At 62.3% G+C, this 25,237-nt stretch carries 28 protein-coding genes and 1 tRNA gene; 21 read left to right on the forward strand and 8 right to left on the reverse strand.

Translation table 11 applies throughout. From position 1 onward, the window contains the following. Positions 1-2: 2 nt before the first annotated feature. The 6 genes from KI241_RS06730 (at position 3) to KI241_RS06755 (ending at position 4,453) form a co-directional block, all read left to right on the forward strand. Positions 3-761 carry an MBL fold metallo-hydrolase gene (locus tag KI241_RS06730; RefSeq protein WP_123579512.1) on the forward strand — a complete coding sequence of 253 codons (759 nt, stop codon included), beginning with the start codon at positions 3-5 and terminating at the stop codon, positions 759-761. A gap of 27 nt (positions 762-788) precedes the next feature. Then, positions 789-1,502 carry a phosphoribosylaminoimidazolesuccinocarboxamide synthase gene (gene purC, locus KI241_RS06735; RefSeq protein ID WP_016963914.1) on the forward strand — a complete coding sequence of 238 codons (714 nt, stop codon included), beginning with the start codon at positions 789-791 and terminating at the stop codon, positions 1,500-1,502. 83 nt (positions 1,503-1,585) lie between these two features. Further along, positions 1,586-1,675, forward strand: a tRNA-Ser gene (locus tag KI241_RS06740). Positions 1,676-1,888: 213 nt separating this feature from the next. After that, positions 1,889-2,122: a type II toxin-antitoxin system Phd/YefM family antitoxin gene (locus tag KI241_RS06745; protein WP_221178971.1), complete on the forward strand. Its 234-nt coding sequence runs from the start codon at positions 1,889-1,891 to the stop codon at positions 2,120-2,122. A 10-nt stretch (positions 2,123-2,132) separates the two neighbouring features. After that, the gene (locus tag KI241_RS06750) at positions 2,133-2,417 is read left to right on the forward strand and encodes a type II toxin-antitoxin system RelE/ParE family toxin (RefSeq protein WP_123579511.1); all 285 of its coding nucleotides are present in this window, start codon (positions 2,133-2,135) and stop codon (positions 2,415-2,417) included. A gap of 401 nt (positions 2,418-2,818) precedes the next feature. Beyond that, positions 2,819-4,453, forward strand: a complete 1,635-nt coding sequence (locus KI241_RS06755) for a methyl-accepting chemotaxis protein (protein WP_212803488.1) — start codon at positions 2,819-2,821, stop codon at positions 4,451-4,453. A gap of 42 nt (positions 4,454-4,495) precedes the next feature. Here KI241_RS06755 and KI241_RS06760 read toward each other — a convergent pair whose 3' ends face one another. Continuing rightward, positions 4,496-4,687, reverse strand: a complete 192-nt coding sequence (locus tag KI241_RS06760; protein ID WP_042729651.1) for a DUF1508 domain-containing protein — start codon at positions 4,685-4,687, stop codon at positions 4,496-4,498. A gap of 338 nt (positions 4,688-5,025) precedes the next feature. Between KI241_RS06760 and KI241_RS06765 the strand changes: the two genes are divergently transcribed. The 6 genes from KI241_RS06765 to KI241_RS06790 all read left to right on the forward strand — a co-directional run bounded on the left by KI241_RS06765 (position 5,026) and on the right by KI241_RS06790 (position 11,095). Further along, positions 5,026-5,994: a glycosyltransferase family 2 protein gene (locus tag KI241_RS06765; RefSeq protein ID WP_042729652.1), complete on the forward strand. Its 969-nt coding sequence runs from the start codon at positions 5,026-5,028 to the stop codon at positions 5,992-5,994. A 3-nt stretch (positions 5,995-5,997) separates the two neighbouring features. Then, on the forward strand, positions 5,998-6,708 hold the full coding sequence (locus tag KI241_RS06770) for a methyltransferase domain-containing protein (RefSeq protein WP_047739235.1): 711 nt from the start codon (positions 5,998-6,000) through the stop codon (positions 6,706-6,708). Positions 6,709-6,713: 5 nt separating this feature from the next. Continuing rightward, entirely contained in the window at positions 6,714-7,088 is a 375-nt protein-coding gene (locus tag KI241_RS06775) for a GtrA family protein (protein WP_042729668.1), read from the forward strand. Then, complete coding sequence (locus KI241_RS06780; RefSeq protein WP_212803489.1) at positions 7,085-9,169, forward strand: DUF6311 domain-containing protein; 2,085 nt, start codon at positions 7,085-7,087, stop codon at positions 9,167-9,169. The genes KI241_RS06775 and KI241_RS06780 overlap by 4 nt, the downstream gene beginning before the upstream one ends. Positions 9,170-9,705: 536 nt before the next feature. Continuing rightward, positions 9,706-10,629 carry a LysR family transcriptional regulator gene (locus KI241_RS06785; protein ID WP_042729655.1) on the forward strand — a complete coding sequence of 308 codons (924 nt, stop codon included), beginning with the start codon at positions 9,706-9,708 and terminating at the stop codon, positions 10,627-10,629. A gap of 100 nt (positions 10,630-10,729) precedes the next feature. Then, positions 10,730-11,095, forward strand: a complete 366-nt coding sequence (locus KI241_RS06790) for a 5-carboxymethyl-2-hydroxymuconate Delta-isomerase (RefSeq protein ID WP_042729656.1) — start codon at positions 10,730-10,732, stop codon at positions 11,093-11,095. Between the two features lie 12 nt (positions 11,096-11,107). Here the strand turns inward: KI241_RS06790 and KI241_RS06795 are convergent, their stop codons facing one another. After that, the gene (locus KI241_RS06795; RefSeq protein WP_047739233.1) at positions 11,108-12,031 is read right to left on the reverse strand and encodes a LysR family transcriptional regulator; all 924 of its coding nucleotides are present in this window, start codon (positions 12,029-12,031) and stop codon (positions 11,108-11,110) included. A 511-nt stretch (positions 12,032-12,542) separates the two neighbouring features. Here KI241_RS06795 and KI241_RS06800 point away from each other — a divergent pair. The 6 genes from KI241_RS06800 to KI241_RS06825 all read left to right on the forward strand — a co-directional run bounded on the left by KI241_RS06800 (position 12,543) and on the right by KI241_RS06825 (position 19,077). Then, complete coding sequence (locus KI241_RS06800) at positions 12,543-13,925, forward strand: glutamine synthetase family protein (RefSeq protein ID WP_042729658.1); 1,383 nt, start codon at positions 12,543-12,545, stop codon at positions 13,923-13,925. Positions 13,926-14,116: 191 nt separating this feature from the next. After that, the gene (locus KI241_RS06805) at positions 14,117-15,766 is read left to right on the forward strand and encodes a phosphoethanolamine--lipid A transferase (protein WP_212803490.1); all 1,650 of its coding nucleotides are present in this window, start codon (positions 14,117-14,119) and stop codon (positions 15,764-15,766) included. Between the two features lie 69 nt (positions 15,767-15,835). After that, positions 15,836-16,477 carry a class I SAM-dependent methyltransferase gene (locus KI241_RS06810; protein ID WP_042729660.1) on the forward strand — a complete coding sequence of 214 codons (642 nt, stop codon included), beginning with the start codon at positions 15,836-15,838 and terminating at the stop codon, positions 16,475-16,477. 121 nt (positions 16,478-16,598) lie between these two features. Beyond that, complete coding sequence (gene rnd, locus KI241_RS06815) at positions 16,599-17,732, forward strand: ribonuclease D (RefSeq protein WP_047739232.1); 1,134 nt, start codon at positions 16,599-16,601, stop codon at positions 17,730-17,732. Further along, a complete protein-coding gene (locus KI241_RS06820) occupies positions 17,729-18,022 on the forward strand; it encodes a YcgL domain-containing protein (RefSeq protein WP_042729662.1) in 294 nt (97 codons plus the stop codon). Before rnd ends, KI241_RS06820 begins: the two co-directional genes overlap by 4 nt. A gap of 122 nt (positions 18,023-18,144) precedes the next feature. Beyond that, a complete protein-coding gene (locus tag KI241_RS06825; protein ID WP_047739231.1) occupies positions 18,145-19,077 on the forward strand; it encodes a D-2-hydroxyacid dehydrogenase in 933 nt (310 codons plus the stop codon). Positions 19,078-19,187: 110 nt separating this feature from the next. On the opposite strand, the gene KI241_RS06830 is transcribed toward KI241_RS06825, so the two are convergent. After that, positions 19,188-19,781, reverse strand: a complete 594-nt coding sequence (locus tag KI241_RS06830) for a nitroreductase family protein (protein ID WP_042729664.1) — start codon at positions 19,779-19,781, stop codon at positions 19,188-19,190. A 160-nt stretch (positions 19,782-19,941) separates the two neighbouring features. Between KI241_RS06830 and KI241_RS06835 the strand changes: the two genes are divergently transcribed. Continuing rightward, a complete protein-coding gene (locus KI241_RS06835) occupies positions 19,942-20,391 on the forward strand; it encodes a YcgN family cysteine cluster protein (RefSeq protein ID WP_042729665.1) in 450 nt (149 codons plus the stop codon). Between the two features lie 30 nt (positions 20,392-20,421). Next, the gene (locus tag KI241_RS06840; protein WP_212803491.1) at positions 20,422-21,651 is read left to right on the forward strand and encodes a hypothetical protein; all 1,230 of its coding nucleotides are present in this window, start codon (positions 20,422-20,424) and stop codon (positions 21,649-21,651) included. Between the two features lie 120 nt (positions 21,652-21,771). On the opposite strand, the gene KI241_RS06845 is transcribed toward KI241_RS06840, so the two are convergent. The 4 genes from KI241_RS06845 to KI241_RS06860 form a co-directional block, all read right to left on the reverse strand. Next, positions 21,772-22,149: a DUF2892 domain-containing protein gene (locus tag KI241_RS06845; RefSeq protein WP_042729667.1), complete on the reverse strand. Its 378-nt coding sequence runs from the start codon at positions 22,147-22,149 to the stop codon at positions 21,772-21,774. Positions 22,150-22,226: 77 nt separating this feature from the next. Continuing rightward, complete coding sequence (locus tag KI241_RS06850; RefSeq protein ID WP_003198862.1) at positions 22,227-22,697, reverse strand: RNA methyltransferase; 471 nt, start codon at positions 22,695-22,697, stop codon at positions 22,227-22,229. A 229-nt stretch (positions 22,698-22,926) separates the two neighbouring features. Next, positions 22,927-23,301, reverse strand: a complete 375-nt coding sequence (locus KI241_RS06855) for a YajD family HNH nuclease (RefSeq protein ID WP_003184246.1) — start codon at positions 23,299-23,301, stop codon at positions 22,927-22,929. Between the two features lie 47 nt (positions 23,302-23,348). Next, positions 23,349-24,035 (reverse strand): MnmC family methyltransferase, encoded by a 687-nt coding sequence (locus tag KI241_RS06860; RefSeq protein ID WP_212803492.1) that lies wholly within the window; start codon positions 24,033-24,035, stop codon positions 23,349-23,351. A gap of 124 nt (positions 24,036-24,159) precedes the next feature. On the opposite strand from KI241_RS06860, the gene KI241_RS06865 reads away from it, so the two are divergent. Continuing rightward, positions 24,160-24,459, forward strand: coding sequence for a hypothetical protein (locus KI241_RS06865; RefSeq protein WP_212803493.1), 300 nt, complete (start codon positions 24,160-24,162; stop codon positions 24,457-24,459). Between the two features lie 118 nt (positions 24,460-24,577). On the opposite strand, the gene KI241_RS06870 is transcribed toward KI241_RS06865, so the two are convergent. After that, on the reverse strand, positions 24,578-25,051 hold the full coding sequence (locus KI241_RS06870; protein WP_042732995.1) for a cyclic nucleotide-binding domain-containing protein: 474 nt from the start codon (positions 25,049-25,051) through the stop codon (positions 24,578-24,580). Positions 25,052-25,237 lie beyond the last annotated feature (186 nt).

Below are 25,237 nucleotides of genomic sequence, written 5' to 3' on the forward strand. Positions count from 1 at the left end.
CGATGCGTTTTGCCGTTCTCGGCAGCGGTAGCCAAGGGAACGGCACGCTGGTCGCCAGTGCCGGTACGTATGTGCTGGTCGATTGTGGTTTCTCCCTGCGGGAAACCGAGAAGCGCCTGTTGCGCCTGGGTGTGCATCCGGCGCAACTGAGCGCGATACTCGTGACCCACGAACATGCCGACCACGTGCATGGCGTGGGTTTGCTGTCTCGGCGCTACAATCTGCCGGTGTACCTGAGCCGTGGGACTTTCGGCGGCCTGCGCAAGCCCATCGAGCCGGCGGGGTTCGTGGCCGGTGGCGAGCAATTGCGCATCGGCTGCCTGGACATCAGTGTGGTCAGCGTGGCCCATGATGCCCGTGAGCCGACGCAATATGTGTTCAGTGACGGCGAGCGGCGCTTCGGCTTGTTGACCGACCTGGGTTCGTATTGCGACAGGGTGATGGACAGTTACCGCGACCTCGATGCCTTGATGATCGAGTCCAACCACTGTCGTGACATGTTGGCGCGCGGGTACTACCCGTACTTCCTCAAGCAGCGGGTCGGCGGGGAACACGGACATTTGAACAACCACCAGGCCGCGTTCCTGGTGGCCGAGTTGGGCTGGCAAGGCCTGCAACACCTGGTCCTGGCCCATCTGAGCAGCAAGAACAACCTGCCGCAGCTGGCCCGGCAATGTTTTGTCGACACCCTTGGGTGCGACCCGGACTGGCTGCAACTGGCCGATCAAGATTCAGGGCTCGACTGGCGACATATCGCCTAGCCCACTACTTAGCAAGCGGAGCCCATCATGGAAAAACGTGAAGAACTCTACCGCGGCAAAGCCAAGTCGGTTTACAAGACCGACGACGCCGACCGTTTGATCCTGCTGTTTCGCAACGACACCTCGGCGTTCGACGGCAAGCGCATCGAACAGCTGGACCGCAAGGGCATGGTGAACAACAAGTTCAACGCCTTCATCATGCAGAAGCTCGAAGCCGCCGGCGTGCCGACCCAGTTCGACAAGCTGCTGGGCGACAATGAATGCCTGGTCAAGAAGCTGGACATGATCCCGGTCGAGTGCGTCGTGCGTAACTACGCCGCCGGCAGCCTGGTCAAGCGCCTGGGCGTGGAAGAGGGCATGAAGCTCAACCCCTACACCTTCGAATTGTTCCTGAAGGACGACGCCAAGGGCGACCCGTTCATCAACGAATCCCACGTCGTGGCATTCGGCTGGGGCACCGCCGAGCAACTGGCGCGCATGAAGGAACTGTCCCTCAAGGTCAACGAGGTGCTGAGCAAGCTGTTCGACGACGCCGGCCTGCTGCTGGTGGACTTCAAGCTCGAGTTCGGCGTATTCAGCGACGGCTCCATCGTCCTGGGTGACGAATTCAGCCCGGACGGCTGCCGCCTCTGGGACAAGGCCACCAAGAAGAAAATGGACAAGGACCGCTTCCGCCAAGGCCTCGGTGATGTCATCGAAGCCTACGAAGAAGTCGCCCAACGCCTGGGTGTGCCGCTGTAAACGACGCAAGCATCTGATAGCACGGAAAAAATTTCGCTCGGGGGTTCGCTTCCGGCGAATGTGCTGGTATGATGCGCGCCACTGGAGAGATGCCGGAGTGGCCGAACGGGACGGATTCGAAATCCGTTGTACTGGCGACAGTACCTAGGGTTCAAATCCCTATCTCTCCGCCATTATTGAATACGATTAAGCCCCTGAAATGGTTGAACATTTCAGGGGCTTTTTCGTTTTTCGGGTTTGAGTGATTCTAGTGCGCATTGTTTTGCGCATTACTTTACGTATACTCAGGGTGCGCGCCTAAGCAGCGACGTTAACAAATGAATTGAGGCAACTAGCGCATGAGTGCACTTCTAGACCGAGCTGAGCAGGCAGTCTCCGCTACCGCGATGGTTCGCGGTTTCAGTGCGAAATTGAAGGAAGTCACCAGTGGGGAGGTCACCCACCTGGTGATTTTCAAAGACAACGAGCCGGCTGCTGTGTTGGTAGGCGTAGATGCCTATCAAGCCCTGCAGGATGAGCTTGAGGATCTGCGTGCCGAGCGCCTGGCCATCGAGCGTCTGGCAACCTTGGACGAACAGAACACGGTAAGCCTTGAGAGTATGGAGGCTTGCTTCAAGTAGGCAGCAGCTAATGAAATGGAGCGTCCGATTTCACCCCGATGTTGAACATGACTTGAAACAGCTGGGCAATGCCAAGGCGAAACAAATCCTGAAGGTGATACGCGAGCGTATTTCAGAAGGAGAGCCCGAGAAGATCGGTAAGGCCCTTCGTGGAGCGCTTGCCGGTTATCGCCGAATTCGGACGGGTGATGTACGCATCGTCTATCGCATCAACGGCACCGAAATTATCTTGGTCCTGTGTGTAGGCGCAAGACGCGACGATGAAGTTTATGAAGTCGCCAACCGTCGAGTCTGACCAAGCTCTTGTTTTGACATAATTGATAGCACCAAGCCCCTGGAAATGAACATTTCAGGGGCTTTTTCGTTTCTGGCGTTTGATTTTCAGGCGGTGATCTCGTCACAACGCCACGGACTTGGGGCTAGCGCTGATCAACGCTACCCGCTACCCGATTTGCCAGCAGTTCGCCCAGATCGATCACCTGCTGAATACCCATCGCCGCATGCCGCCGTGACCCTTCAAGGTCGAATACTAAAGGTACCGCTTCACAGCCCTGCGGGGGGCAAGCGCCCTCGCCACGCCAATTCCCAGCGTAATCCTCTGTGCATGTCACCACCCTGTGACAATTGCGCTAATGTCTCTCTAGCAGAAGGCTTGCCTGCCGATAGGTAAGACATACCCTAAAAAGGAGTGACCTCATGCCACGGTTCTTCGCCGATCTGGGCTTTCGCTGGAAAATCACCCTGCCCATTGCTTTCCTGGCGTTGTTGCTGGTGTTGATGGGGTGGTCGGGGATGCGGGGCATTGGCCAGGTGACGGAGTCGAGCACGCAATTGACCAACCGTTATCTGCCGGCGATCAGCCTGCTGCTCAACGCCGATCGCGACCTTTACCAGGCGTTTGTCGCCGAACGCAGCCTGCTGGGGGGCAATGCGGGGGAGCATCTGGAGGCGTTGCGGGCCAGTCATCGGGACAACCTGAAGCAGGCTTATGATCGCGTGCAGAAATACGCCGCGATGCAGCCGGGGGCCGATGCGATGGCACTGGTCAGTCAGTTCAATGACCGCTTTGCCCAGTGGTCGCAACTGTCACGGCAGGTGGTCGAGCAGGCGGCAAGCAATCCACAGGCGGCCAGCGCCCTGAGTTTCGGCGAGGGTGAAAGTAAGTTCGATACCATGCGCGATGCCATCGACAAGCTCGGTGAGTTGGAGGATGCCGCGTCGCAACGCGAGGGGCAGGCGGCAATTGATCATGGTGAAGCGGTGGGAGTGCAGCAGGGCGGCATTCTGTTGATTGGGTTGCTCGGCTGCATGGTGTTGATTGCGGTCTTGCCCTTGGTGGTGTTGCGTCCGATGCGGCGTTTGCTGCACCGCGTCGAGCAGATTGCCGAGGGCGGCGGCGATCTGAAGGGGCGCCTCGAGGTGGGCTCGGCGGATGAGCTGGGCCAGCTCGGCAGTGCTTTCAACCGTTTCCTCGACAAGCTGCAACCGCTGATTGCCGAGGTGGGCCGGGTGTCCGGTGAGGTCGATTCAGCGGCACGCGCCATGGCGAAGATGGCGGCGACCAATGATCAACTGATCAGCAGTGAACATGCCGCCCTCGACCAGGTCAGCACCGCCGCGACCCAGATGAGCGCCGCCGTACACGAGGTGGCCCACAATGCGGTGAGCGCGTCCGACGCCGCACAGCAGGCCAGCAGCCAGTCCCGTGAGGGCACCGAGGTGGTCAACAGCACCATCGACTCGATTCGGCAACTCGCCCAGGAAGTGGAAAGTGCGTCGTCTACCATCGAGGCCTTGGCCCAGGAAACTTCCAGCATCGGCGCCGTGCTGGAGGTCATCCGCGGGATTGCCGAGCAGACCAACCTGCTTGCGCTGAACGCAGCCATTGAGGCCGCTCGGGCCGGCGAGCAGGGCCGCGGTTTCGCTGTCGTGGCGGACGAAGTCAGGGCCCTGGCGGCGCGCACCCAGGATTCGACCAAGGACATCCAGGTTCGCATCGAACGCCTGCAATCGGGCGTCGCCAAGGCCGTCCAGGCCATGCAGGTAGGCAGCGGCAAGGCCCGCGACAGTGTCGCGCAGGCCGCCGGGGTCGATCAGGTGCTCAGCGGTACCAGCGGCTCGATCCAGCGGATCAACGACATGGCTGCGCAGATCGCCAACGCCTGCGAGGAGCAGAGCAGTGTCACCGAGGAAATTGCCCGCAATATTTCCGATATCCGTGATTTGTCCAACGAAGCGGCGCAGAATTCCGCCCAGAGCATGCAGGCCAGCCAGCAGCTTTCCACCCTGTCGAAGAACCTGGCGCAATTGACGGGGCGTTTCCGCGTTTGAGGCCGTGGCCCCGGGATCGTGCGTCCTGGAGCCCTCCAACGGTCAGATCTCCTTTACGGGTGTCTCGCCCTGGACGTTCTTGATCAGCCCGATGGCATGCATGCAGTCGGCCTTGTTCACATAGGATTCGCCGCTGGCGATCGTTTCATGGTTGCCGGCCCTCAAGCGCCAGCGCCATTGGCCTTTTCCGGTGCAAAGGGTGCCACGGGTTTGCCGGTAGATTTCAAAATACATCGATTCGCTCCCTGCGATGATTCAGTCAAGACATGTGGTGCACATGTGGCTCACAGCCTAGCCAAGCGGCCGGATTTGGCTACGTGAAAATCGTTTCCATTGGTTATCAGGTATGTCCGGGCGCAGGCTCTGGCAAACGGCTCGACCATGAGTGGAAAACAAGTCATGTTGCGGCCGGCGAGTCTGTGGCAAGTTCCGGTTTCATCCTTGCGTTGCCCTGACCGGTCCTGCTTAATACGGTTCGACACGGGCCTCCTCCAATGAGGGCCTGGGGGCCGGTAACCTGAGGTGGGGCTGTCCGACAGGTCCGAAAACACTATAAGAAAAAGAGCCATCAAGTGACTGAATATCCAGGAACGGATCTGCAAGGACGTCTAGCGCTTTCGCTTGTCATACCGGTTTACAACGAAGTCCAGTCCATTGACTTGTTCATCACCAGGATCGACCAGGTCTTTGTCCATGAATCGCTGGTGGACCTGGAGCTGGTGTTCGTCAATGACGGCAGCGTGGACGACACCCTGGTGCTGCTGCTGGAACGGCAGAAGACCGACCCGCGTATCCGCGTTGTCGACCTGAGTCGCAACTTCGGCAAGGAGGCGGCATTGAGCGCTGGCCTGCAAGCCGCGCGCGGCCAGGCGGTGGTGCCGATCGACGTCGATCTGCAAGACCCTCCCGAGGTCATTCTCGAAATGATCACGCACTGGCGCAACGGTGCCGAGGTGGTGCTGGGGCACCGGGTCAACCGCGACTCCGACTCCTGGGCCAAGCAGGTTTCCGCCAACAGCTTCTACCGCCTGCACAATAAAATCGCCGACCACAAGCTGCCGGAAAACGTCGGTGATTTCCGCTTGATGGATAGGTGCGTGGTCGATGCCTTGCAGACGTTGCCCGAGTCCCGGCGCTTCATGAAAGGGCTGTTTGCCTGGGTTGGGTTCCGCACCACCTACGTCGATTACGTCAGGCCTGAGCGTGCCGCCGGCCACAGCAAGTTCAACGGCTGGCGCCTGTGGAACTTCGCCCTCGAAGGCATCACCAGCTTCAGCACTGAACCGCTGCGCATCTGGACCTACCTGGGGCTGTGCGTCTCGCTGGTGTCTTTCGCCTTTGCGGTGTTCATCATCCTGCGCACCCTGATTTCCGGCATCGACTTGCCAGGTTATGCCTCGCTGATGGTGGCGGTCACGTTCCTCGGTGGGTTGCAATTGATCGGCATCGGCGTGCTGGGGGAGTACCTGGGCCGCACCTACATCGAATCCAAGCGTCGACCGGTGTTCCTGGTGCGACGCATCTATGACCCTAAGGACTGAACCGTGGATCTCAAGGAAACCGATATCCTGGGGCCCGATATCGGGCAGCACTGGTATTACCGTTCCAAGGCGCTCGCCATGCGCCACCTGCTCAAGGGCATTTCGGCCCGTACGTTGCTGGATGTGGGCGCCGGGTCGGGTTTTTTTTCCCACCATCTGCTGACCCATACCGACACGGCCCAGGCGTGGTGCGTGGACATCAGTTACCCGGACGATTCCGATGCCACCACCGCCGGCAAACCGGTTCATTATCGACGCGCCATCGACACGCTGGACGCCGACCTGGTGTTGCTGATGGATGTGCTGGAGCATGTGGACGACGACGTCGGGTTGCTCAAGGGCTATGTCGACAAGGTGCCGTCCGGCAGCCGTTTCCTGATCACCGTGCCGGCGTTCCAGTTTCTCTGGAGCGGCCACGACGATTTCCTCGAACACAAGCGCCGCTATACCCTCGGGCAATTGGAGGGCGTCGTGGCGCAGGCCGGGTTGCAGGTGCAGCAAGGCGCCTATTATTTCGGCCTGGTGTTCCCCATTGCCGCCGGCCTGCGGCTGGTGCAGCGCAGCACGTCCAGCGAGGCGCCCAAGTCCCAGCTGGCGCGGCATCATCCGTGGGTCAACGGTGTGTTGAAGGCCTTGTGCAGCCTGGAGCGCCCGTTCATGGGCGCCAATCGTCTCGCCGGCCTGACGGTGTTCTGCCTGGCGCAGAAGCCGTGACCTGGATGCATTCGCCGTTGCTACGCCGTGCCCTGCGTTTCGGCCTGACGGGCCTGCTCGTCACCGCGATACACGTGGTGGCCGCCGTGGCGTTCATGCACCTGGTCATGGCCAACCCACCGCTGGCCAATGGTTTCGCCTTTATTGTCGCCACTCTCGTTTCCTACCTGATCAACACCCTGTGGAGTTTTTCCAGCCAGTTGCAGGGTCGCACCCTCGCTCGTTTCGTGGTGGTGTCGATCGGCGGGTTCTGGCTGGCGATGCTGGTGGCCTGGGTGGCCCAGAGCGCCGGCCTGGACTACCTGGCGGGCATCGCGGCCGTGGCGCTGATCATCCCGGTGTTTACCTTCATCCTGCACAATTTCTGGACCTATCGATGACCGCTCGCGGCCGGCACTACTCGCTTTCCCTATTGCCCCTGCTGCTGGGTGCGCTGGCATTTCTGCTGGTCATCGGCCCTCGGGTGCTCGACCCGACGAACATTGCCTGGCTGGGGGAGGGCGATGCGGCGACCCACTACATGGGCTGGGCCTTTTTCCGCCATTCGCCCTGGACTTTTCCACTGGGCATGAACCCCTCCTATGGGCTGGAGTTGGGCAACGGGATCATCTTTTCCGATTCCAACCCGCTGCTGGCGTTTATGTTCAAACCTTTCAGCGCCTGGCTCCCGGACACTTTCCAGTATTTCGGTTTCTGGTTGCTGGCCTGTTTTGTCCTGCAGGCCTGGTTCGCCTGGAAGCTGACAGGGTTGTTGTCGTCCTCGGTGTGGGTGCGGTTGCTGGGGACCGGCCTGTTCGTGTTTTCGCCGCCGATGTTCCTGCGCATGGGCGGGCACCTGTCGTTGTCCGGGCATTTCCTGATCCTGGCGGCGCTGTACCAGGCGCTGCGCCCCGGTACAGAGAAGAGTCGGCTGGCGTGGGGGGCGTTGCTGGCGGCAACGGCGTTGGTGCATGCGTACCTGCTGGCGATGGTGGCGTTGATCTGGCTGGCGGACCTGGCGACCCGAACCCACCAGGGCACTTTGTCGCGGCGCCGTGCCGGGATCGAGCTGGCGGGCCTGTTTCTGCTGGTTGCGTTCTGCTGTTGGCAGGCGGGTTATTTCAGTGTGGGCGGCGGGACCGTGGCGGGCGGTTATGGCCTGTATCGCCTGAACGTCATGTCGCTGGTCAACCCCAGCGGCTGGTCGCATGTGTTGCGGGATATCCCCCAGGGGCCGGGGGATTACGAAGGCTTCAATTACCTGGGCTTGGGCATCCTGGTGCTGGCGATCTGCGCGGGCGTGGCCCTGCTGCAAGGCAATACGGGGCTGGGCAGGGCCGTGCGTAACCGGTGGTTGTTGCTGGTGGCGCTGATCGGGCTGACGCTCTTTTCGCTGACCAACCACCTTGGCATCGGCCTGCTGGAGGTGCATTACTGGCTGCCCAAAAGCCTTGAACAAGCGGCGAATGTGTTTCGCGCGGCCGGTCGGATGTTCTGGCCGGTGTTCTACGCCATCGTGTTTGTCGTGATCTTCCTGGTGATCCGGGGCAACAGGCCGCGGGCGGCGGCATGCCTGCTGGCCATCGCCCTGGTGGTCCAGGTCCTGGATACCCATGCCGGCTGGGCTGGCCTGCGCAAGAACCGGATGCAGCCCGCCGCGTCGAGTTGGCCGACCTCGATGAGCGATCCGTTCTGGGCCAGTGCAGCCGGGCATTATTCGAAGGTCCGCACGTTGATGCCGCAGAATCAGCCGGAAAACTGGTTGCTGACCAGTCAGTACGCCCTGAGCCATGGGCTGGGAACCGACGGCGTTTACCTGGGGCGCATGGGCACCCGCGAGATCGAACAGGCCCAACGGCGCGCCGACCAGATGCTTGCCAGCGGTGAGTATGAGGCGGACTCGCTGTACATCCTCGACAGCCGCGCCGCGCTCCTGGCGGCGAAAACCGTTCATCGCCAGACCGACCTGCTGACCCGTGTCGATGGCTTGGTGGTCCTGGCACCGGGCTGGAAGTCCTGCGCCCAGTGCCGGCCATTTGCCGATGAGACGTTGGATGTGCAAGCCCGGCTTGGTGAGCGCCAAGTGTTCAACCGCGCCAATGCGATGCTGACCAGTGGCTGGGGTCGTGTCGAGGATTGGGGCACCTGGTCCGAAGGCATGGCGGCTGAGGTGGTGTTACGCGTACCACCCCAGGCCCGCGGGATTGCCATTGAAGCGGCGGCCTTCATCCAGCCCCGGCATACGAGCCAGCGGGTCGAGGTTTCGATCAATGGTATCGCGGTGCTGTCGACGCGGCTCACTCGCTTGCAGGACAACACCCTCGAGCTGCCGCTGACACCCGCCATTCGAGAGGCGATGGAAGTGGAAGGCCAGGTGCGCGTGCAGTTCCATTTGCCCGATGCCATCAGCCCCAAGGCGCTGGGGTTGGGGACGGATGAGCGAGTCCTGGGGTTGGGGCTGAAATCCCTGACAGTGAACTGAATACTCATCCTGTAGGAGCGGGCCTGTGGGAGTCTGCCCGCGAAAGCGGTGTGTCAGTCGGCGGAGATGTTGGATAAACCGGCCCCTTCGCGGGCAAGCCCGCTCCCACAGATTGATCGTTGGCGGGCACGAGATGTGTGTTCACCGTAGATCCCCGGTGGGAGCGGGCTTGCCCGCGAAAGCGGTGTGTCAGTCGATGGAGAGGTTGGCCAGGCCCGGCCCCTTCGCGGGCAAGCCCGCTCCCACAGGTTGACCCTTGGCGGACACAAGATTTGTGTTCATCGCACATCCCTTGTGGGAGCGGGCTTGCCCGCGAAAGCGGTGTGTCAGTCGGCGGAGATGTTGGCTAGACCGGCCTCTTCGCGGGCAAGTCCGCTCCCACATTTTGGTCGTTGGTGGGCACGGGATGTGTGTTCACCGTAGATCGCCGGTGGGAGTCTGTGGATGATTGCAACCCCGCGCTTGGACCTTTTGTGGATAGACGCGCAACCCTCGGCGTTTCTACACTGCACCCAGTTCGGGATTGGGAGCTGTGGATGAATCGCAACGAATTGCGCAAGGCCGACATCAACCTGATGGTGGTGTTCGAAACGCTGATGCTCGAACGCAACGTCACGCGGGTGGCGGAGAAGTTGTTCCTGGGCCAGCCGACCATCAGCTCGGCCCTGAACCGTTTGCGCAAGATGTTCAACGACCCGCTGTTCATTCGCGTCGGCCATCGCATGGAGCCGACCGCCCGAGCCGAGGAGATCATCCGGCATTTGTCGCCGGCCCTGGACTCGCTGTCGGTGGCCTTGAGCCTGACACACGATTTCGATCCCGCCAGCAGCACCATGACGTTTCGCATCGGCCTGTCGGACGACGTCGAGTTCGGCCTACTGCCGCCCTTGCTGAGCAGCCTGCGCCAGGAAGCGCCGCAAATCGTGTTCGTGGTCCAGCACGTCGACTACTGGCGCATCCCCGACCTGCTGGCATCGGGTGACATCACCGTGGGCATCAGCCAGACGCGTGGGCTGCCGGCCAATGCCAAACGCAAATTGTTGCGACACATCCAGCCCCGGGTATTGCGCGCCGATGCATCGGACACGCCGCTGACCCTCGACGAATACTGCGCGCGCCCGCATGTGCTGGTGTCCCATACCGCGAACGTGGCCGGTTTTGCCGACGAGTGGCTGGCCGAGATCGGTCGGACGCGCCAGGTGGTGCTGTCCGTGCCGCAGTACAGCGCGTTACCGGCGCTGCTGGCAGGCACGGACCTGATCGCCAGCCTGCCGGATTACACCGCCGCGGCGATGGCCGCATCGGGCCAGTTGTTCAGTGAACCCTTTCCCTTCAAGACCCCCACCCTGGACTTGTCCATGGTCTGGCTGAGCCATGTCGACAGCGACCCGGCCGAGCGCTGGCTGCGATCCCGGCTGGAGGCGTTCATGGGCGAACGCATCGCGCCAGGGCGTTCCTGAGCTCGCCGGACGACGAAACAAAAAACTGCCGCACAGACGAAAGTCGAGCTATGGTTGCCAGGTTTCATCACCTCGTCATTCTCGAACCGGAGTCGAATACATGCCCCACCTGCACATGGAGTACACCGCCAACCTGCCCGAGCTCAAGCCCGAGGTCGCCCTGTTGCGCCTCAATAATGCGCTGGTGGCGTCCGGTCAGTTCGCGGCGGAGTCGGACATCAAGAGCCGGGCCATGAAGGTGGAAACGTTTCGGGTCGGCACCGGTCTGGGCGAGCGCGCTTTCGTGCACGTGAAGCTGGCGCTGTTGAGCGGTCGCTCGCCGGAAATCAAGAAGCAGTTGGCCGACAGCCTGCTGGCGGTGATCCAGGAGCTGGGTCCTTGGCCGGAAGGCGTGTCCGTGCAACTGTGTGCGGAAATCCTCGACATCGATCGCGGCCCGTACGCCAAGGCCTTGATCGAGCGTTGAGCGTCGGGCCCCTTACCCGGCGCAGGCCTTGATGATCTGTTCGCGCAGCCAGGCATTGGCGCTGTCCTGGTCGGCGGCCTGGCTCCATTGCATGTTCAAGGTAAACCCCGGCAGCCCCTTGGGCACTTCGTGGTGATTGAAGATCGCCTCGTTCGCCAGCAGCTTCTGGATGCGGCGAGGCAGGGTCAGGATGAAGTCGGTGCCGGTGATCATCTTCAGCGCGGCGCTGTAGCTGTTGGCTCGTGCGGCAATCTGGCGCTGGTGCGCCTGCTGCGACAGCCAGCCGTCCACCATGTTGCTGGATGACATCCAGGGTGTCGGAAAAACGTGCCGGCGCTGTACGAATGATTGAAGGCTCAGTTGCGGCTCCAGTGGCGTCGCCCGCTTGTCCACGACACACACCAGCTCTTCCTCCAGCAACTGCCGGGATTTGAAGTCGGCGTGGTTGCTGTGGAAGTTCGGACCAAAGCAGATCACCAGGTCGAGGCTGCCGTCTCGCAGTTCTTCGGCAGGAATATCGGCTTCGAGCTTGTGCACGTTGACCACCACGGGCAGGTCGGCGTAGTCGAAGTTTCGCAGCAACTGCGGCAGGATCACGTGCTCGAAATACTCCGGCGCGCAGATATTGAACGTGATGGCCTGCCGGGTCGGATCGAACGTTGGCGTACCGGCGTGGCACAGGTTGATGCTTTGCAAAATGGCGCGCACGTGGTCGTACATGCCCTCGGCCTTGTAGGTAGGACGCATGCCGGTGCGGGTGTTGATAAACAGCTCGTCTTCGAAACAGGTTCGCAGTTTCTTCAGGCAGTAGCTGACAGTGGACTGGCTGACACACAGCGCCTCGGACACGCCGGTGACGCTGCTTTGCTCGTACACGGCGCTAAACACCATGAGGTCTTGCATATCGAGCTTTCTGAGGGAGTTACTGTTCAGCATCCTTTCTGTCTCTCGCTGTGCTCCTTGCGCGGATCTTGCGCAAACCAGGCTGATGATCGTAACGGAACGATGGTCCCAAGAGAATGCCGGGCAGGCCGTTTCACGGTCGGCAGTGGGACACATAATGTAGGGAATACGACGCGTCGATCAACGCCCGGGTCGATGATTCATTGTTTAGCTCGGCCCGATCCGAACTCCATCAAATCAATGTTTAACGTCTGTAGGTTGTCGTGGGACGCTGCTCGGATCTGTTTTTCAGTGATGCGCTCATGGACGGTTGGCCTTCAGCAAACCCGTACTCGTCACCGACTGCCCTGGGGCCGCGCTGCGTCGCGACGCCCTCGCTGAGCGCGCTGCCTTCGGAACTGGCCTTCTGGGCACTCTGGCATTGTCGCCATGCCCGGCCTCCGGACTGCCGTATTTCCTGTTGATCCCTTCACGGTGCTTGCCCATGCGAGCACGGGTTGACGGCGCCTGGGCGCCTGTCCGACATGACCATACGAGCCTTGTGATGAACCTTGCCAAGACACCCTTCGCGTCAGTGCAGCACGCCGACGCCTTCCTCACCGAAAACCCCGATATCGAACTGTTCGAGCTGTTCATTCTCGACAACAACGGCGTGCCTCGCGGCAAGTTGTTGCACCGGGACGAATTGCGGGCGGTCTACACCAGTGGCCGGCCGCTGCCCAGCACGATTCTCGGGCTGACCCTCAATGGCGACGACGTGGAAAACTCCGGGCTGGTGTGGGACGTCGGCGACATCGATTGCCGGGCCTATCCCCTCAGCGGCAGCTTGCAGCGCCTGCCCTGGCGGCTGATCCCCACGGCTGCGGTGCAGGTCAGCATGCACCCCGAGGAGGGAATGCCCGCGACCGTCGCCGATCCGCGCTACCTGCTCAGCCGGGTGATCGCGGCCTTGCAGGCGGACGGCTATTACCCGGTGATGGCGGCGGAGTTGGAGTTCTACCTGCTGGACGCGCAACGCGACAGCCAGGGGCGGCCGCAACCGGCGCGGGACGCTGACGGTGCTCGCCCGAGTGCGACCCAGGTCTATGGTTTGCGTGAGCTGGAACAGATCGAACCGTTCCTGGCGGACCTTTATGCCGCATGCAAGCTCCAGGGGATTCCCGCCCGGACCGCGATTTCCGAGTACGCGCCGGGCCAGGTGGAGATCACCCTCGAGCATCGCGCCGATGCCTTGCAGGCCATGGACGAAGCGGTGCGCTACAAGCGGCTGGTCAAGGGCGTGGCGCATAAACACGGCATGGCCGCGTGCTTCATGGCCAAGCCTTTCGCCCACTTGGCAGGTTCCGGCCTGCACATGCATGTCAGCCTGGCGGACGAGAAGGGCCACAACCTGTTCGCCAGCGAAGCCGCCGAGGGCACGCCGCTGTTGCGCCATGCGGTGGGCGGGATGCTCGAAACCTTGTTCGACTCGTTGCTGATGTTCTGCCCGAACGCCAACTCCTACCGACGCTTCCAAAGCCACAGCTACGCGCCGCTGGCGGCGACCTGGGGCGTGGACAATCGCACCGTGAGCCTGAGGGTGCCGGGCGGGCCCGCTTCGTCCCGGCACATCGAACACCGCATCTGCGGCGCAGACGCCAACCCGTACCTGGCGGCCGCGGCGATATTGGCCGGTATCCATCACGGCATACGCCAGCAGTGCGATCCCGGGGCACCTGTCGAAGGCAATGGTTATGCCCAGGCGACCGCGTTGTTGCCCACCGACTGGCTCACCACCCTGAGTGCCCTGGAGGCATCGACCTGGGCGCGGGAAGCGTTTGGCGATGAGTTTCTCAATGTTTATCTAGCGGTCAAGCGCGCCGAGTACCGCCAGTTCATGGGGGAGGTGGGCGAGCAGGACTGGCGTTGGTACTTGCATCACGCCTGACGCCCGGGCAAGCCGCGCGGGGCATGCGCCCCGTGCGGCGTGTTGCTTAAAAAATTATTTAATAGCAACTTTTTCACGAAAAATTGATGGTGATCTACTTAAAGTTTGTGTTGCCGTAGGGAATGAATTTTTCACATTCACCTGCAGCACTTCTTTTTCAAAGAGCAACTTTCAGGAAACCGTCAATCATCATGCCGACTATTAAAGCCGTGCGCCCGGAGTGGGTGACACTGGTGGCCAGTGCCTTCTTGTTAGTGGGCTTCAACATTGTGCTCTGGCAACACTTGCTGGCGATCACCACGGCGGACGCCCGGGGCCTGCTGATGTGCCTGGCCTTTGGCGTGATGATCTTCTGCGCCTTCAACCTGGTGTTGACGCTCGTGGCGTTCCGGCCGCTGCTCAAGCCGGTGTTGATACTGCTGTTCATGATCAGCGCCGGCGTGGCCTATTTCATGGCGCAGTATGGCGTGCTGATCGATGCCGGGATGCTGCGCAACTTTGCCGAAACCAATGCCACGGAAGTCCGCGACCTATTGTCGCTGAAGTTGTTTGCCTACATCGTTTTACTGGGTGTCGTGCCGTCCTGGTTATTGTTCAAGACACCGATCAACTATCGTCGCTGGCCAAGGGAGTTATTAAGTAAGTTGTTGGTCGGCGTGGCGTCGGTGGCGGTGATCGGTGGCGTCGCGTTGGTCAACTACCAAGGGTTGTCGTCGTTGTTTCGCAACCACCACGAATTGCGCCTGATGGTCGTGCCCAGCAACTACATCGGGGCGACCGTCGGCTACTTGCGCGAACAGGTCGCGTCGGCCAAGCAACCCTTCATCGCCGTGGGCGAGGACGCCAGCCGCAACCCGGCCTGGCAAACCCACGGGCGCAAATCCCTGACGGTGCTGGTGGTGGGGGAGAGCGCCCGGGCCGAGAACTTCGGCATCCTCGGCTACAACCGCGACACCACCCCGAACCTGGATAAGGAAGCCGGTCTGATCGCCTTCACCGATGTACATTCCTGCGGGACCGAGACCGCCGTGTCGGTGCCGTGCATGTTCTCCAACATGGGGCGCAAGAACTACGACGCCAGCAAGGCCAGGAATGAAGAAGGCCTGCTGGACGTGCTCAAACGTGCCGGGCTGGAGGTGATCTGGCGCGACAACCAATCCGGCTGCAAGGGCACCTGCGACCGCGTCACGTTGCAGGATGTGAGCAACCTCAAGGATCCGGCGCTGTGCGCCAACAGCGAGTGCCGCGACGAAATCCTGTTGCAGGGTCTGCAGCACTTCATCGACAACCTCGACAAAGACACCGTGCTGGTGCTGCACCAGATGGGCAGCCACGGGCCGGAGTACTTCAAGCGCTACCCCAAGGAGTACGAGCACTTCACTCCGGTGTGCGAGAGCAATGCGCTGAACAATTGCAGTCGCGAGAGCATCGTCAACGGCTACGACAATACGTTGGTGTACACCGACCATGTGCTGTCGACGCTGATCGACCTGCTGCGGGCCAACCAGGACAAGGTCGACACGGCCATGCTCTACCTGTCGGACCATGGCGAGTCCCTGGGCGAGTACAACCTGTTCCTCCATGGCACGCCCTACATGCTCGCCCCGGAACAACAGAAGCACGTGGCGATGCTCGCCTGGTTTTCCGACAGCTATCAGAAGGCGTTCTCGGTCGACACCCATTGCTTGCAACTGAGCCGTGAGAAACCTCTGAGCCAGGACAACCTGTTCCATTCGATGCTCGGGCTGCTGGAGGTCAGCAGCAAGGTCTACAACCCGGACCTGGACCTGTTCGCCAATTGCCGCGGCGCGGTCATCGACGGCGTGTTGGCGCGCGAGTGAGTGCCTACACCTTTTTTTCACGCGACGCCGGTTAACCTGTCTGTCATCCATTTCCCAAGAGCCATTCGTATGTCCGCGTTACCCCCTTCCACCGTCGAGCTTGAGTTCGCCAGGCAGCACGACCAGGAGCATGCGCAGGTCTGCTGCCAACCGGCGCCTCGACGGCTGCGCCTGGCGTTCTGGCGGGATGAGCACATGGTGCGCAACGCCCTGAAAGTGGCTGGTGAACCGGGGTTGGTGCTGGATGTGGCGTGCGGGGCCGGGCGGTTCTGGCCGGTGCTGGCCGAGCACGCCAACCGGGTGATCCTGGCGGCGGACCCATCGCCGGACATGCTCGAGCACGCGCTCACCCACCATGGTGGCGCGCTGCTCCAGCGGGTCAGGACGTTTCCCAGTTCGGCGTTCACCATCGGGCTCTCGGCCAACGCGGTGGATTGTATTTTTTGCCTGCAACTGTTTCGGCACGTCAGCGCCAGCGAGCATCGCCTGGCCTTGTTGCGCGAGTTTTATCGGGTCAGCCGCGACACGGTGATCGTTTCGGTGCAGATCGAGGGCCGTCTGAAGATCGGCCATTCTTCGCCGCGCAAACTCGCCGGCAAGGCGGACATCGAGACCGAATTCCGAAAGGCCGGTTTCACCGTGGTGTGGCACCAGGATTTCCTGCCCGGTTTTGCACTGACGCGGGTATATGTATTGCGTAAGACCAGTTAGTTCGTAATGTAAGACTATTCTTGCGTTTGCGCGGGCAATTTCTCTCAGGCTCTGGCTCTACGAATGCTCGCAATCGCCGGCGGCGATATATACTGCGCGCCATTCTTCAAGGGAGAGCCGTGTGGCCATCGATATTCACTGGATTCGCGACAACGATAGCCTCGGTCAGTTTTGCGCCGAATGGCAGCAGTTGCCCTTCGTCGCCCTCGACACCGAATTCATGCGGGTCGACACCTTTTACCCGATTGCCGGCTTGCTGCAGATCGGCGATGGCAAGCGCGCCTACCTGATCGACCCCTTGACCATCGACAACTGGCAACCCCTGGCCGCACTGCTGGAGAACCCGGCGGTGCTCAAGGTGCTGCACGCCTGCAGCGAAGACCTTGAAGTGCTGCTGCGCCTGACGGGCAGCCTGCCCGCGCCGTTGTTCGACACCCAACTGGCCGCCGCGTACCTGAACCTGGGGTTCTCCATGGGGTACTCGCGCCTGGTGCAGGACGTGCTGGGGATCGACCTGCCCAAGGGTGAGACCCGTTCCGACTGGTTGCAACGGCCCTTGTCCGAGACGCAGATCAGCTACGCCGCCGAAGATGCGCTGCATCTGGCGGAAGTTTTCGTACAACTGCGTCCGAAACTGTCCGATGAAAAATACGCCTGGGTCCTGGAGGATGGTGCCGAACTGGTGGCCAACCTGCGTCGTGAAATCGACCCGTATGAGGTGTACCGCGAAGCCAAGCTGGCCTGGAAGCTCTCCCGCGCCCAATTGGCCGTGCTGCGCGAGCTGTGTGCCTGGCGCGAGCGTGAGGCGCGTGCCCGCGACCTGCCGCGCAACCGCATCATCCGTGAGCATTCGCTGTGGCCCCTGGCCCGTACGCAGCCGGATAACCTCGGGGCGTTGGCTAAAATCGAAGACATGCATCCGCGCACCGTGCGTCAGGACGGCGAGTTCCTGCTGGACCTGATCCAGCGCGCCGGCAGCGTACCGCCCGACCAATGGCCGCCGGCCGTGGCCGAGCCGTTGCCGATCGAGGCCGCGGCCCTGGTCAAGCGCCTGCGGGCGTTGGGACAGGCCGAAGCCGAGCGCCTGGGGATTGCCCCGGAGCTGATGCTGCGCAAGAAAACCCTCGAAGCCCTGATCAAGAGCGGCTTTCCCGAGGGCCCTTACCAATTGCCCGATTCGCTGCGTGGCTGGCGCCGCGAATTGATGGGCCAGGCGCTGCTCGACAGCCTGGCCACTGCCGGAGAACAGCCTTGAAACGTATCTGCTCCATCTACCGAAGCTCGAAGAAAAACGAGATGTACCTGTATGTGCTCAAGAGCGATGCACTGGCGCGGGTCCCCGAGCCGTTGATGGCGGCCTTCGGCAAGGCGATCCATGCCTTTGACCTGGTCCTGACCCCGGAGCGACAGCTGTCCCGGGAGGACATCAACCGGGTGCTGGAAAACCTCGATACCCAGGGCTACCACTTGCAGATGCCGCCCGCCGAAGACGAGTACATCGAGCATCTGCCCGAAGAGTTGCTGCGCCGTAACGACCCGGTCTGACAGGTACCCCGAGGCCCCGTCCTGGGGCGCTTGAAACACTGGAATGGATTTATCGATGATGACCCCAGGGCGGAAAACGCTCCGCCGGCGGTCGTCTGTACTGTTTTTGAAAGGTTTGATTCATGCGCGTTCTGATTGCCGAACACGATCATGCGGTATACGCCCAACTGCTGCGCCAGGCTGCCCCCGATCTTGAAGTCCTGACCAGCGGCGATTCCGCCGAACTGTCGCGGCTGGCCGCCGATTGCCCGGTCTGGCTCGGCCAGCCCGACCTGCTCGCCACACTGTTGCGCCAAGGCCACCAGCCGCAGTGGTTGCAGTCGACCTGGGCCGGCATCACGCCGTTGCTTGCCGAAGGCTTGACCCGCGACTACCGCCTGACCCGGGCGGTGGGCATTTTCGGCCAGGTGATGGCCGAATACGTGCTCACCTACATGCTCGGCCATGAGCGCGAGGTCCTGGCGCGCCTGGTCAGCCAGGTGGAGCGCAAATGGGACAACCGGCAGGGACAGGGCCTGGTGGGGCGCAAGGTGTTGATCGTCGGTACGGGCGATATCGGCCAGCGCGTGGCGCAGTTCCTGCTGCCGTTTGGCGTGCAGTTGTATGGCATTGCCAGCGAGGCCCGCGAGCAGGCGCCGTTCGTCGAAGTGGGAGCGCTGGAGGATCTGCCGCGGCTGGTGGGGGAGGCGGACTACGTCATCAACCTGCTGCCCAACACGCCCGACACCCATGATGTGTACGATGCGGCGTTATTCAAGCAGTTCAAGCCCAGCGGTCTGTTCATCAACGTCGGACGCGGCGTGGCGGTGGTGGATGCGGACCTGGTCGAGGCCCTGAAGGAAGGGCACCTGGCCGGCGCGGTGATCGACGTCTGCCGCCAGGAGCCGCTGCCGCAACGCCATCCATTCTGGACTGCCTGGGGCCTGCTGCTCACCGGCCACAGCTCCGCCCCGACCTCGCCACCGATGATGGCGCAGCTGTTCCTGGAAAACCTGCGGGCCTACCAGGCCGGCGAGGCACTGCGCGGGGAAGTGGATTTCACTCGGGGTTACTGAAACCACCGATCAATCTTGTGGGAGCGGGCTTGCTCGCGAAGACGATGGTTCAGCCAGAGTCAATGTTGGCTGACACATCGCCTTCGCGAGCAAGCCCGCTCCCACACGGGTTACAGAGTGAAATCGCCTTCGGCCACCAGTTCGCTCAACGGCCGGCGCGGGCTAGGGGTTTCGCGGGCCTGGAGGTACTCGGCCAGGGTGGATTTGTCCCCCAGCTTGCCAATCGCCACGGCCGCGTGCAGGTCATAGCCCTCGGGGATCTTCAGCTCCTGGCGGGTCAGTGCCTGATCGAACCCGGCCATGCCGTGGGTGTGCCAGCCGCTGAGGCTGGCTTGCAGCGCCAGGTGGCCCCAGGCCGCGCCGGTGTCGAAGGCGTGGCTCTGCGCCGGGGTTTCTTCGGTGGCGCCGGGCACGGCGAAGGTGGTCTTCGACACGATGATCACCAGCGCCGAGGCATGCTGGGCCCAGCTGCGGTTGAATTCGTTGAGCAGGCCCAGGAAGCGCTCCCAGTTCGGCGTGTCACGGCGCGCGTACAAGAACCGCCACGGTTGCGAGTTGTAGGCCGATGGCGCCCAGCGCGCGGCTTCGAAAAAGCCCAGCAGGGTGTCTTCGGCAATGCTTTCGCCCGTAAAGGCGCGGGGCGACCAGCGTTCGATGAACTGCGGATGAATGGCGTAATCGGCGATGCGGGAATTGGCGCTCATGACTCACCTGACAGGGCTGTTTGGAAAATGTCGCAACAACCTACGTCGCGGCGTGCGGCCTGGCAAGACCCCGCCTACCGACAGTCGCCAATGCTTGGCCTGAAGCAGCCCGGGCACTAGACTGTCGGCCTTTTCACCACCTGATGTTGATGCTTGAGCCATGGCCGCCAAAGTCGAACCGTTCTGGATACGCAAAACCCTCGATCAGCTGGATGCCCAGGAATGGGAATCGCTGTGCGACGGCTGCGGCCTGTGCTGCCTGCAAAAGCTCGAAGACGAAGAAGACAACAGCGTCTACTACACGCGCATCGCCTGCAAACTGCTGGACCTCAAGACCTGCCAGTGCAGCGACTATGCCAACCGCCGTGCGTTCGTTCCCGATTGCATTCAACTTACCCCGGGCAAGGCCGATGAGTTCAAGTGGCTGCCACCGACCTGCGGTTATCGGCTGGTCAGCGAGGGCAAGGACCTGCCGCTGTGGCACCACCTTGTCTGCGGTGATCGCGATGCGGTGCACCACGAACGCATTTCCCAGTCCGGGCGCATGCTGGCCGAAGGCAGCGTGCCCGAAGAAGATTGGGAAGATCATCTGATTTTTCGCGCCGGCTGAGCCGCCGGGCATCGCTACCAGGGAGAACCCATGGCTGCAGGATTGAAACGGATGCTGGCGGCCGGGTGCCTGGTCGTGTGTGGCCCTTTGTGGGCGGCGCAGAAAGTCGACCTGGATTATCACGTGCACCTGCTGCCCCAGAGCGACCAGGCCGAAGTGCGCCTGACGCTGGCCCGCGGTTCGGCGGTGCGCAGCCTGGATTTCGACCTCGACGACGGCAGCCGCTACAGTGATTTCAAGGCCGACGGCCAGTGGCAACTGACCCCCGGCAAGCACGCCCGGGGTGTCTGGCGGCCGACAGCCGACAAGGCCAGCCTGAGCTACCGGGTGCGCATCAGCCATACGCGCAAGAATGGCACCTTCGAAACCCGCATGACTCCGACCTGGGCCCTGTTTCGCGGCGACGACCTGGTGCCATCGGCCAAGCTCGACCAGCAGGACGGTGTCGAATTGGTCGCGCGCCTGGAAGTCGAGTTGCCCGACGGCTGGAAAAGCATCGAGACGCCGTGGCCGCGCATCGGCAAGCAACGTTTTCGCATCGACAACCCCTCGCGCCTTTTCGACCGGCCTACCGGCTGGATGCTCGCCGGCAAACTCGGCAGCCGCCGCACACGCCTGGGGGAAACCGAAGTGACGGTGGCCTCGCCTCAAGGCCAGGGCATGCGCCGGATGGACGTGCTGACGCTGCTGACGTTCGTCTGGCCGCAGGTGCAGGCCGTGGTGCCGCGTCATCCCGCCAAGCTGCTGATCGTCGGCGCGGGCGACCCGTTATGGCGCGGTGCCCAGGGCGCCCACGAATCGATCTACCTGCACAGCCGTCCGCCGCTGGTGAGCGAGCGGGGCAGCAGCCCGCTGTTGCGCGAGTTGATGCAAGTGCTGGCACGGGTCAACGACCGTGATCGCAGCGACTGGATCAGCGAGGGGCTGACGGAGTTCTATACCATCGAACTGCTGCGTCGCGCCGGCGGCCTGAGTGACGAGCGCTATCAGGCCCTCAATGACCGGCTCGCTCGGGACAGCCGGGGTGTCACGACTTTGCGCGGCGAGCAGATCAGCCCCGCGATGGTGGCCAAGGCGGTCCTGCTGTTGCAGGAACTGGACCGTGAGATCCGCCTGAAAACCCGTAACAAGCGTTCGCTGGACGATGTGCTGCAAGGGGCGATGCGGCTGGAGACGGTCGATACCGAGGAGTTCGTGCAGCTCAGCGAAAGCATCCTGGAGGGCGCTTCCACCGTCCTGGATAACCGCTTGCTTCAGTGACGGCGCTTTCGCGAGCTGGCTCGTTCCCTCAGGGGATCAACGGTGTTCTGCGGTCTTGTGGCCGAGACACTGTAGGCGCGAGCCTGCTCGCGGTGGGGCCATCAGCCCCGGCGCAAAAGATCAGAGCCCGGCTTTGGGCGAAACCAGCGAATCATTCCCCGTCACCGTAGCCGTGCTCGTCGCCGCTTCGGCGTTGGCCTTCATGCGGCTCAGCTCCTCGCCGGCCTGTTCAATCCGGGCCCGGGCGTTGTCGAGGTTCTGGCGATTTTTTTCCAGCAGCGACTTGGCCGAGCAATGCCCGGTGATGCCCCGCGCCAGTGCCATGCCGCCAATGGCCAGTTGAGCCAGCCCGATCACCCCGCCACGGCGCAAGCCCTTGCCCATCATCAGTACCCCACCGGCCAGCGAGCCGATGCGCTCCCAGCCGTGCACGTTCTGCCGCGGGTGGGATTGGAAAGGGGTGCTCTGAATCGGCTCGAATGGATTGTTATCGCTCATGATCTGTCTCCAGTGTGGGGATTGGTATAAAGCTGACTGCCCGAGCGTTTGCCTTGTTCAATCGGATTTGACGCCGGTCAGCGGAATTGCGGACCGGAGCGGGTGTTGTTGCCTTTGGCCATGCGGTCGTACAGCACGACGTTGACGGTGGCGGCCAGGTTCATACAGCCCGTGGTCGGGATGTACACCACGTCTTCGCACCAGTCGCGGATGTCCTTGTCCAGCGAGCCGTCTTCGGGGCCGAAGATGTACAGGGCCCGGTCCGGGTGGGTGTATTCGGGCAGCGGACGGGCGCCTTCCACCAGTTCCACGGCCACCGGTACGCAGCCCAGGGGCAGGATTTTCTTCAGGTCGTCGATGCCGATCAGTGGAATGTCGTAGTGGACTTTCTTGGTGTCGGTGACGAAGTCGGCGGCGCGCTCGTAGCGCTTGCCGGTGTAGAACACCGACGCCACGCCGTAGCAGCCGGCGGCGCGCATGACCGAACCGACGTTTTCCGGTGACTTGGGGTTGAACAGACCGATGCAGCTGTAGCGTTTGTTGGCCACGGGCGGGGTGCCTTTGGGGAAAAAGGCGAGATTATACGGGGAATGGGGGAGGGGCGGCAGTTTCGAGATTGGCGGTGACTGTCGGACCGCTTTCGCGAGCAAGCTCGCTCCCACAGTGGATCGAGGCGTACACAAAAGCTCACGTACGCCGATAGCCCCCTGTGGGAGCGAGCTTGCTCGCGAAGAGGCCCTGACAGCCCCTGAAGAGGCTGGTTCAGGACTGTGCCGATCACTCGTCCTTCTTCATCAACCCAGCCAGCGCGGCGAAGGGGTTGTGGGTCGCCTTGGCGATTTTCGGCGTGCTGAGGGAGCCGTCGCCGAAGTACTGCTGGTCGGTGTAGCGCGAGTGCTCGTTGTCGTGGCAGTACAGGCACAGCAGTTCCCAGTTGGAACCGTCCTGCGGGTTGTTGTCGTGGTTGTGGTCGCGGTGGTGAACGGTCAGCTCGCTCAGGCGCTTGCCGGAAAACTCACGGGCGCAGCGGCCGCAGACGTGGGGATACATTTTCAGGGCCTTGTCGCGGTAGCCCATTTCCCGGTCGCGCTGGGCGTCGGCGAGAATGCGGTCCAGCTTGGCGGTGTTGGACGGTGGCGTTGACGAACTCATGGGTTCACCTTGTAGAAAAGACAAATGACGGTTGAATGCAGTTTAGCTCAGCCCTTGAGCTTCTCGGCAATCCAGATGGTGTGGCGGGTGCCTTTGTTGCCGTGGGCGAACACTTGCACTTCCTCGGCCTTGAAGCCGGCTTTTTTCAGTTTGTCGGAAAACTGCCGGTCAGCGCTGGCCGACCACACCGCCAGCACGCCCTTGGGGCGCAGCGCCTTGGCGCAGGCGGCCAGGCCGGCAGCCGAATACAGCCAACTGTTGGCTTTCTGGGTCAGGCCTTCGGGACCGTTGTCGACATCGAGCATGATCGCGTCGAACCCTTGGGGTTCGGCCTGCAGGACCTTGGCCACGTCTTCAAGGCGGATGACGGTGCGCGGGTCCGACAGCGGCCGCCCAGCCTTTTCACCCAGGGGGCCGCGATTCCACTCCACCACGCCGGGCACCAGCTCGGCCACCACCACTTCGGCCTGCTTGCCCAGGTGCTTGAGGGCCGAGGCGAGGGTGAAACCCATGCCAAGGCCGCCAATCAACACTCGTGAATCGGGCCGGCCGGCGACCTTGCGGCAGGGGATCTCGGCCAGGGCATCCTCGGAACCGTGCATGCGCGTGTTCATCAACTGGCCGCCGTCACCGCCCTGGATCTTGATGACGAAGTCTTCGCCGTACTCGAACAGGCACAAGGCGCCGCCGTTGGCCGGGATGGGGGTGGTGTCGAGCAGAACGAAACGTTTCATGGAAGTCTCATGAGGGAGGGTGGACCGGTGTGCCAGCGGGCTGTGCGGTTAATTCCAGTGCATCCATTAGCCACACAGGCCTCCTGGGTCTAGCCTGAAGGCAACAGTCGCCACGGAGCCATTGATGAAGTGCATCATTCTACCGGCCATTGTCCTGGCGGTGTGCTCGATGAGTTGCGCGCAGGCCCAGCAGCCGACGATTCCGGTCAACCCGCCGAGCATCCCCGGTTCGCCCGGCACCGCCACGCCCCTGCCGTACCCGCCGGTCGCGCCCAGCGGCCTACCCAAGACCGGCCCCGGAAGCGCCGGGCCGCCTTTGCTGCCGCCGATCGAAATGCCCCACCCGCCCAAGGACCAACCGCTACCGGGCATGGAGTCGCAAGCGCCGAAGGCCAAGTCGCCGGGGGATGAACCTGATAGGTGAATGACGGGCCCTGTGGGAGCGGGCTTGCTCGCGAAAGCGGAGTGTCAGTCGACATCAATGTTGTTTGACACTCCGCTTTCGCGAGCAAGCCCGCTCCCACGCCGATTGTGGTTGGCCGTCAGACCTGCTGCGACAGCAGCTGTCCATCGGCCATGCGCAGGCGCTTGGACAGGGACACAGCGAGGGCGCGGATGATCTTGGCGGCGATCTTGGGGGCGTCGTTGAGCATTTTTTCCAGGGAGTCCTTGCCCAGGTTCAGCAACTGGCAGGGGCTGGCCGCGATGCAACTGGCCGAGCGCCGCTCGCCGTCCAGCACGGCCATTTCCCCGAACGCCCGGCCACTGCGCAAGGTGGCGATGGTCACGGGTTGGCCGTCGGGGCCGGTTTTCTGCACGGCCACCTGGCCGGTGTGGATGATGCACATGAAACTGCCCGCATCACCCTCTCGGAAGATCGCCTCGCCCTCGGCGATGGCGCTGATGCTGAAATAGCCCGACGCCGCCGCGAAGTCGGCAGGCTGCAATTGGTCGAACAGGCCGCAGTCCATCAGCCAGTCGCGGATTTCTTTGTTCAGTAAGGTCGGTTCTGACATGTCGTCACGGTCTTTTTCTTGTGTCTGCTACGGTTTGGATTGCTTGGCTGCAAGCAGGGCCCTGTAGGAGCGGGCTTGCCCGCGAAGGCGCCATATCAGTCACTGCTGATGTCGGCTGACACATCGCCTTCGCAAGCAAGCCCGCTCCCAGCTTTTGAGCGCGCGTCGTTTCTAAGACCCGGCCGT

The sequence above is a fragment of the Pseudomonas sp. Cab53 genome (genome assembly GCF_018325965.1).
Classification (GTDB): Bacteria; Pseudomonadota; Gammaproteobacteria; order Pseudomonadales; family Pseudomonadaceae; genus Aquipseudomonas; species Aquipseudomonas chlororaphis_E.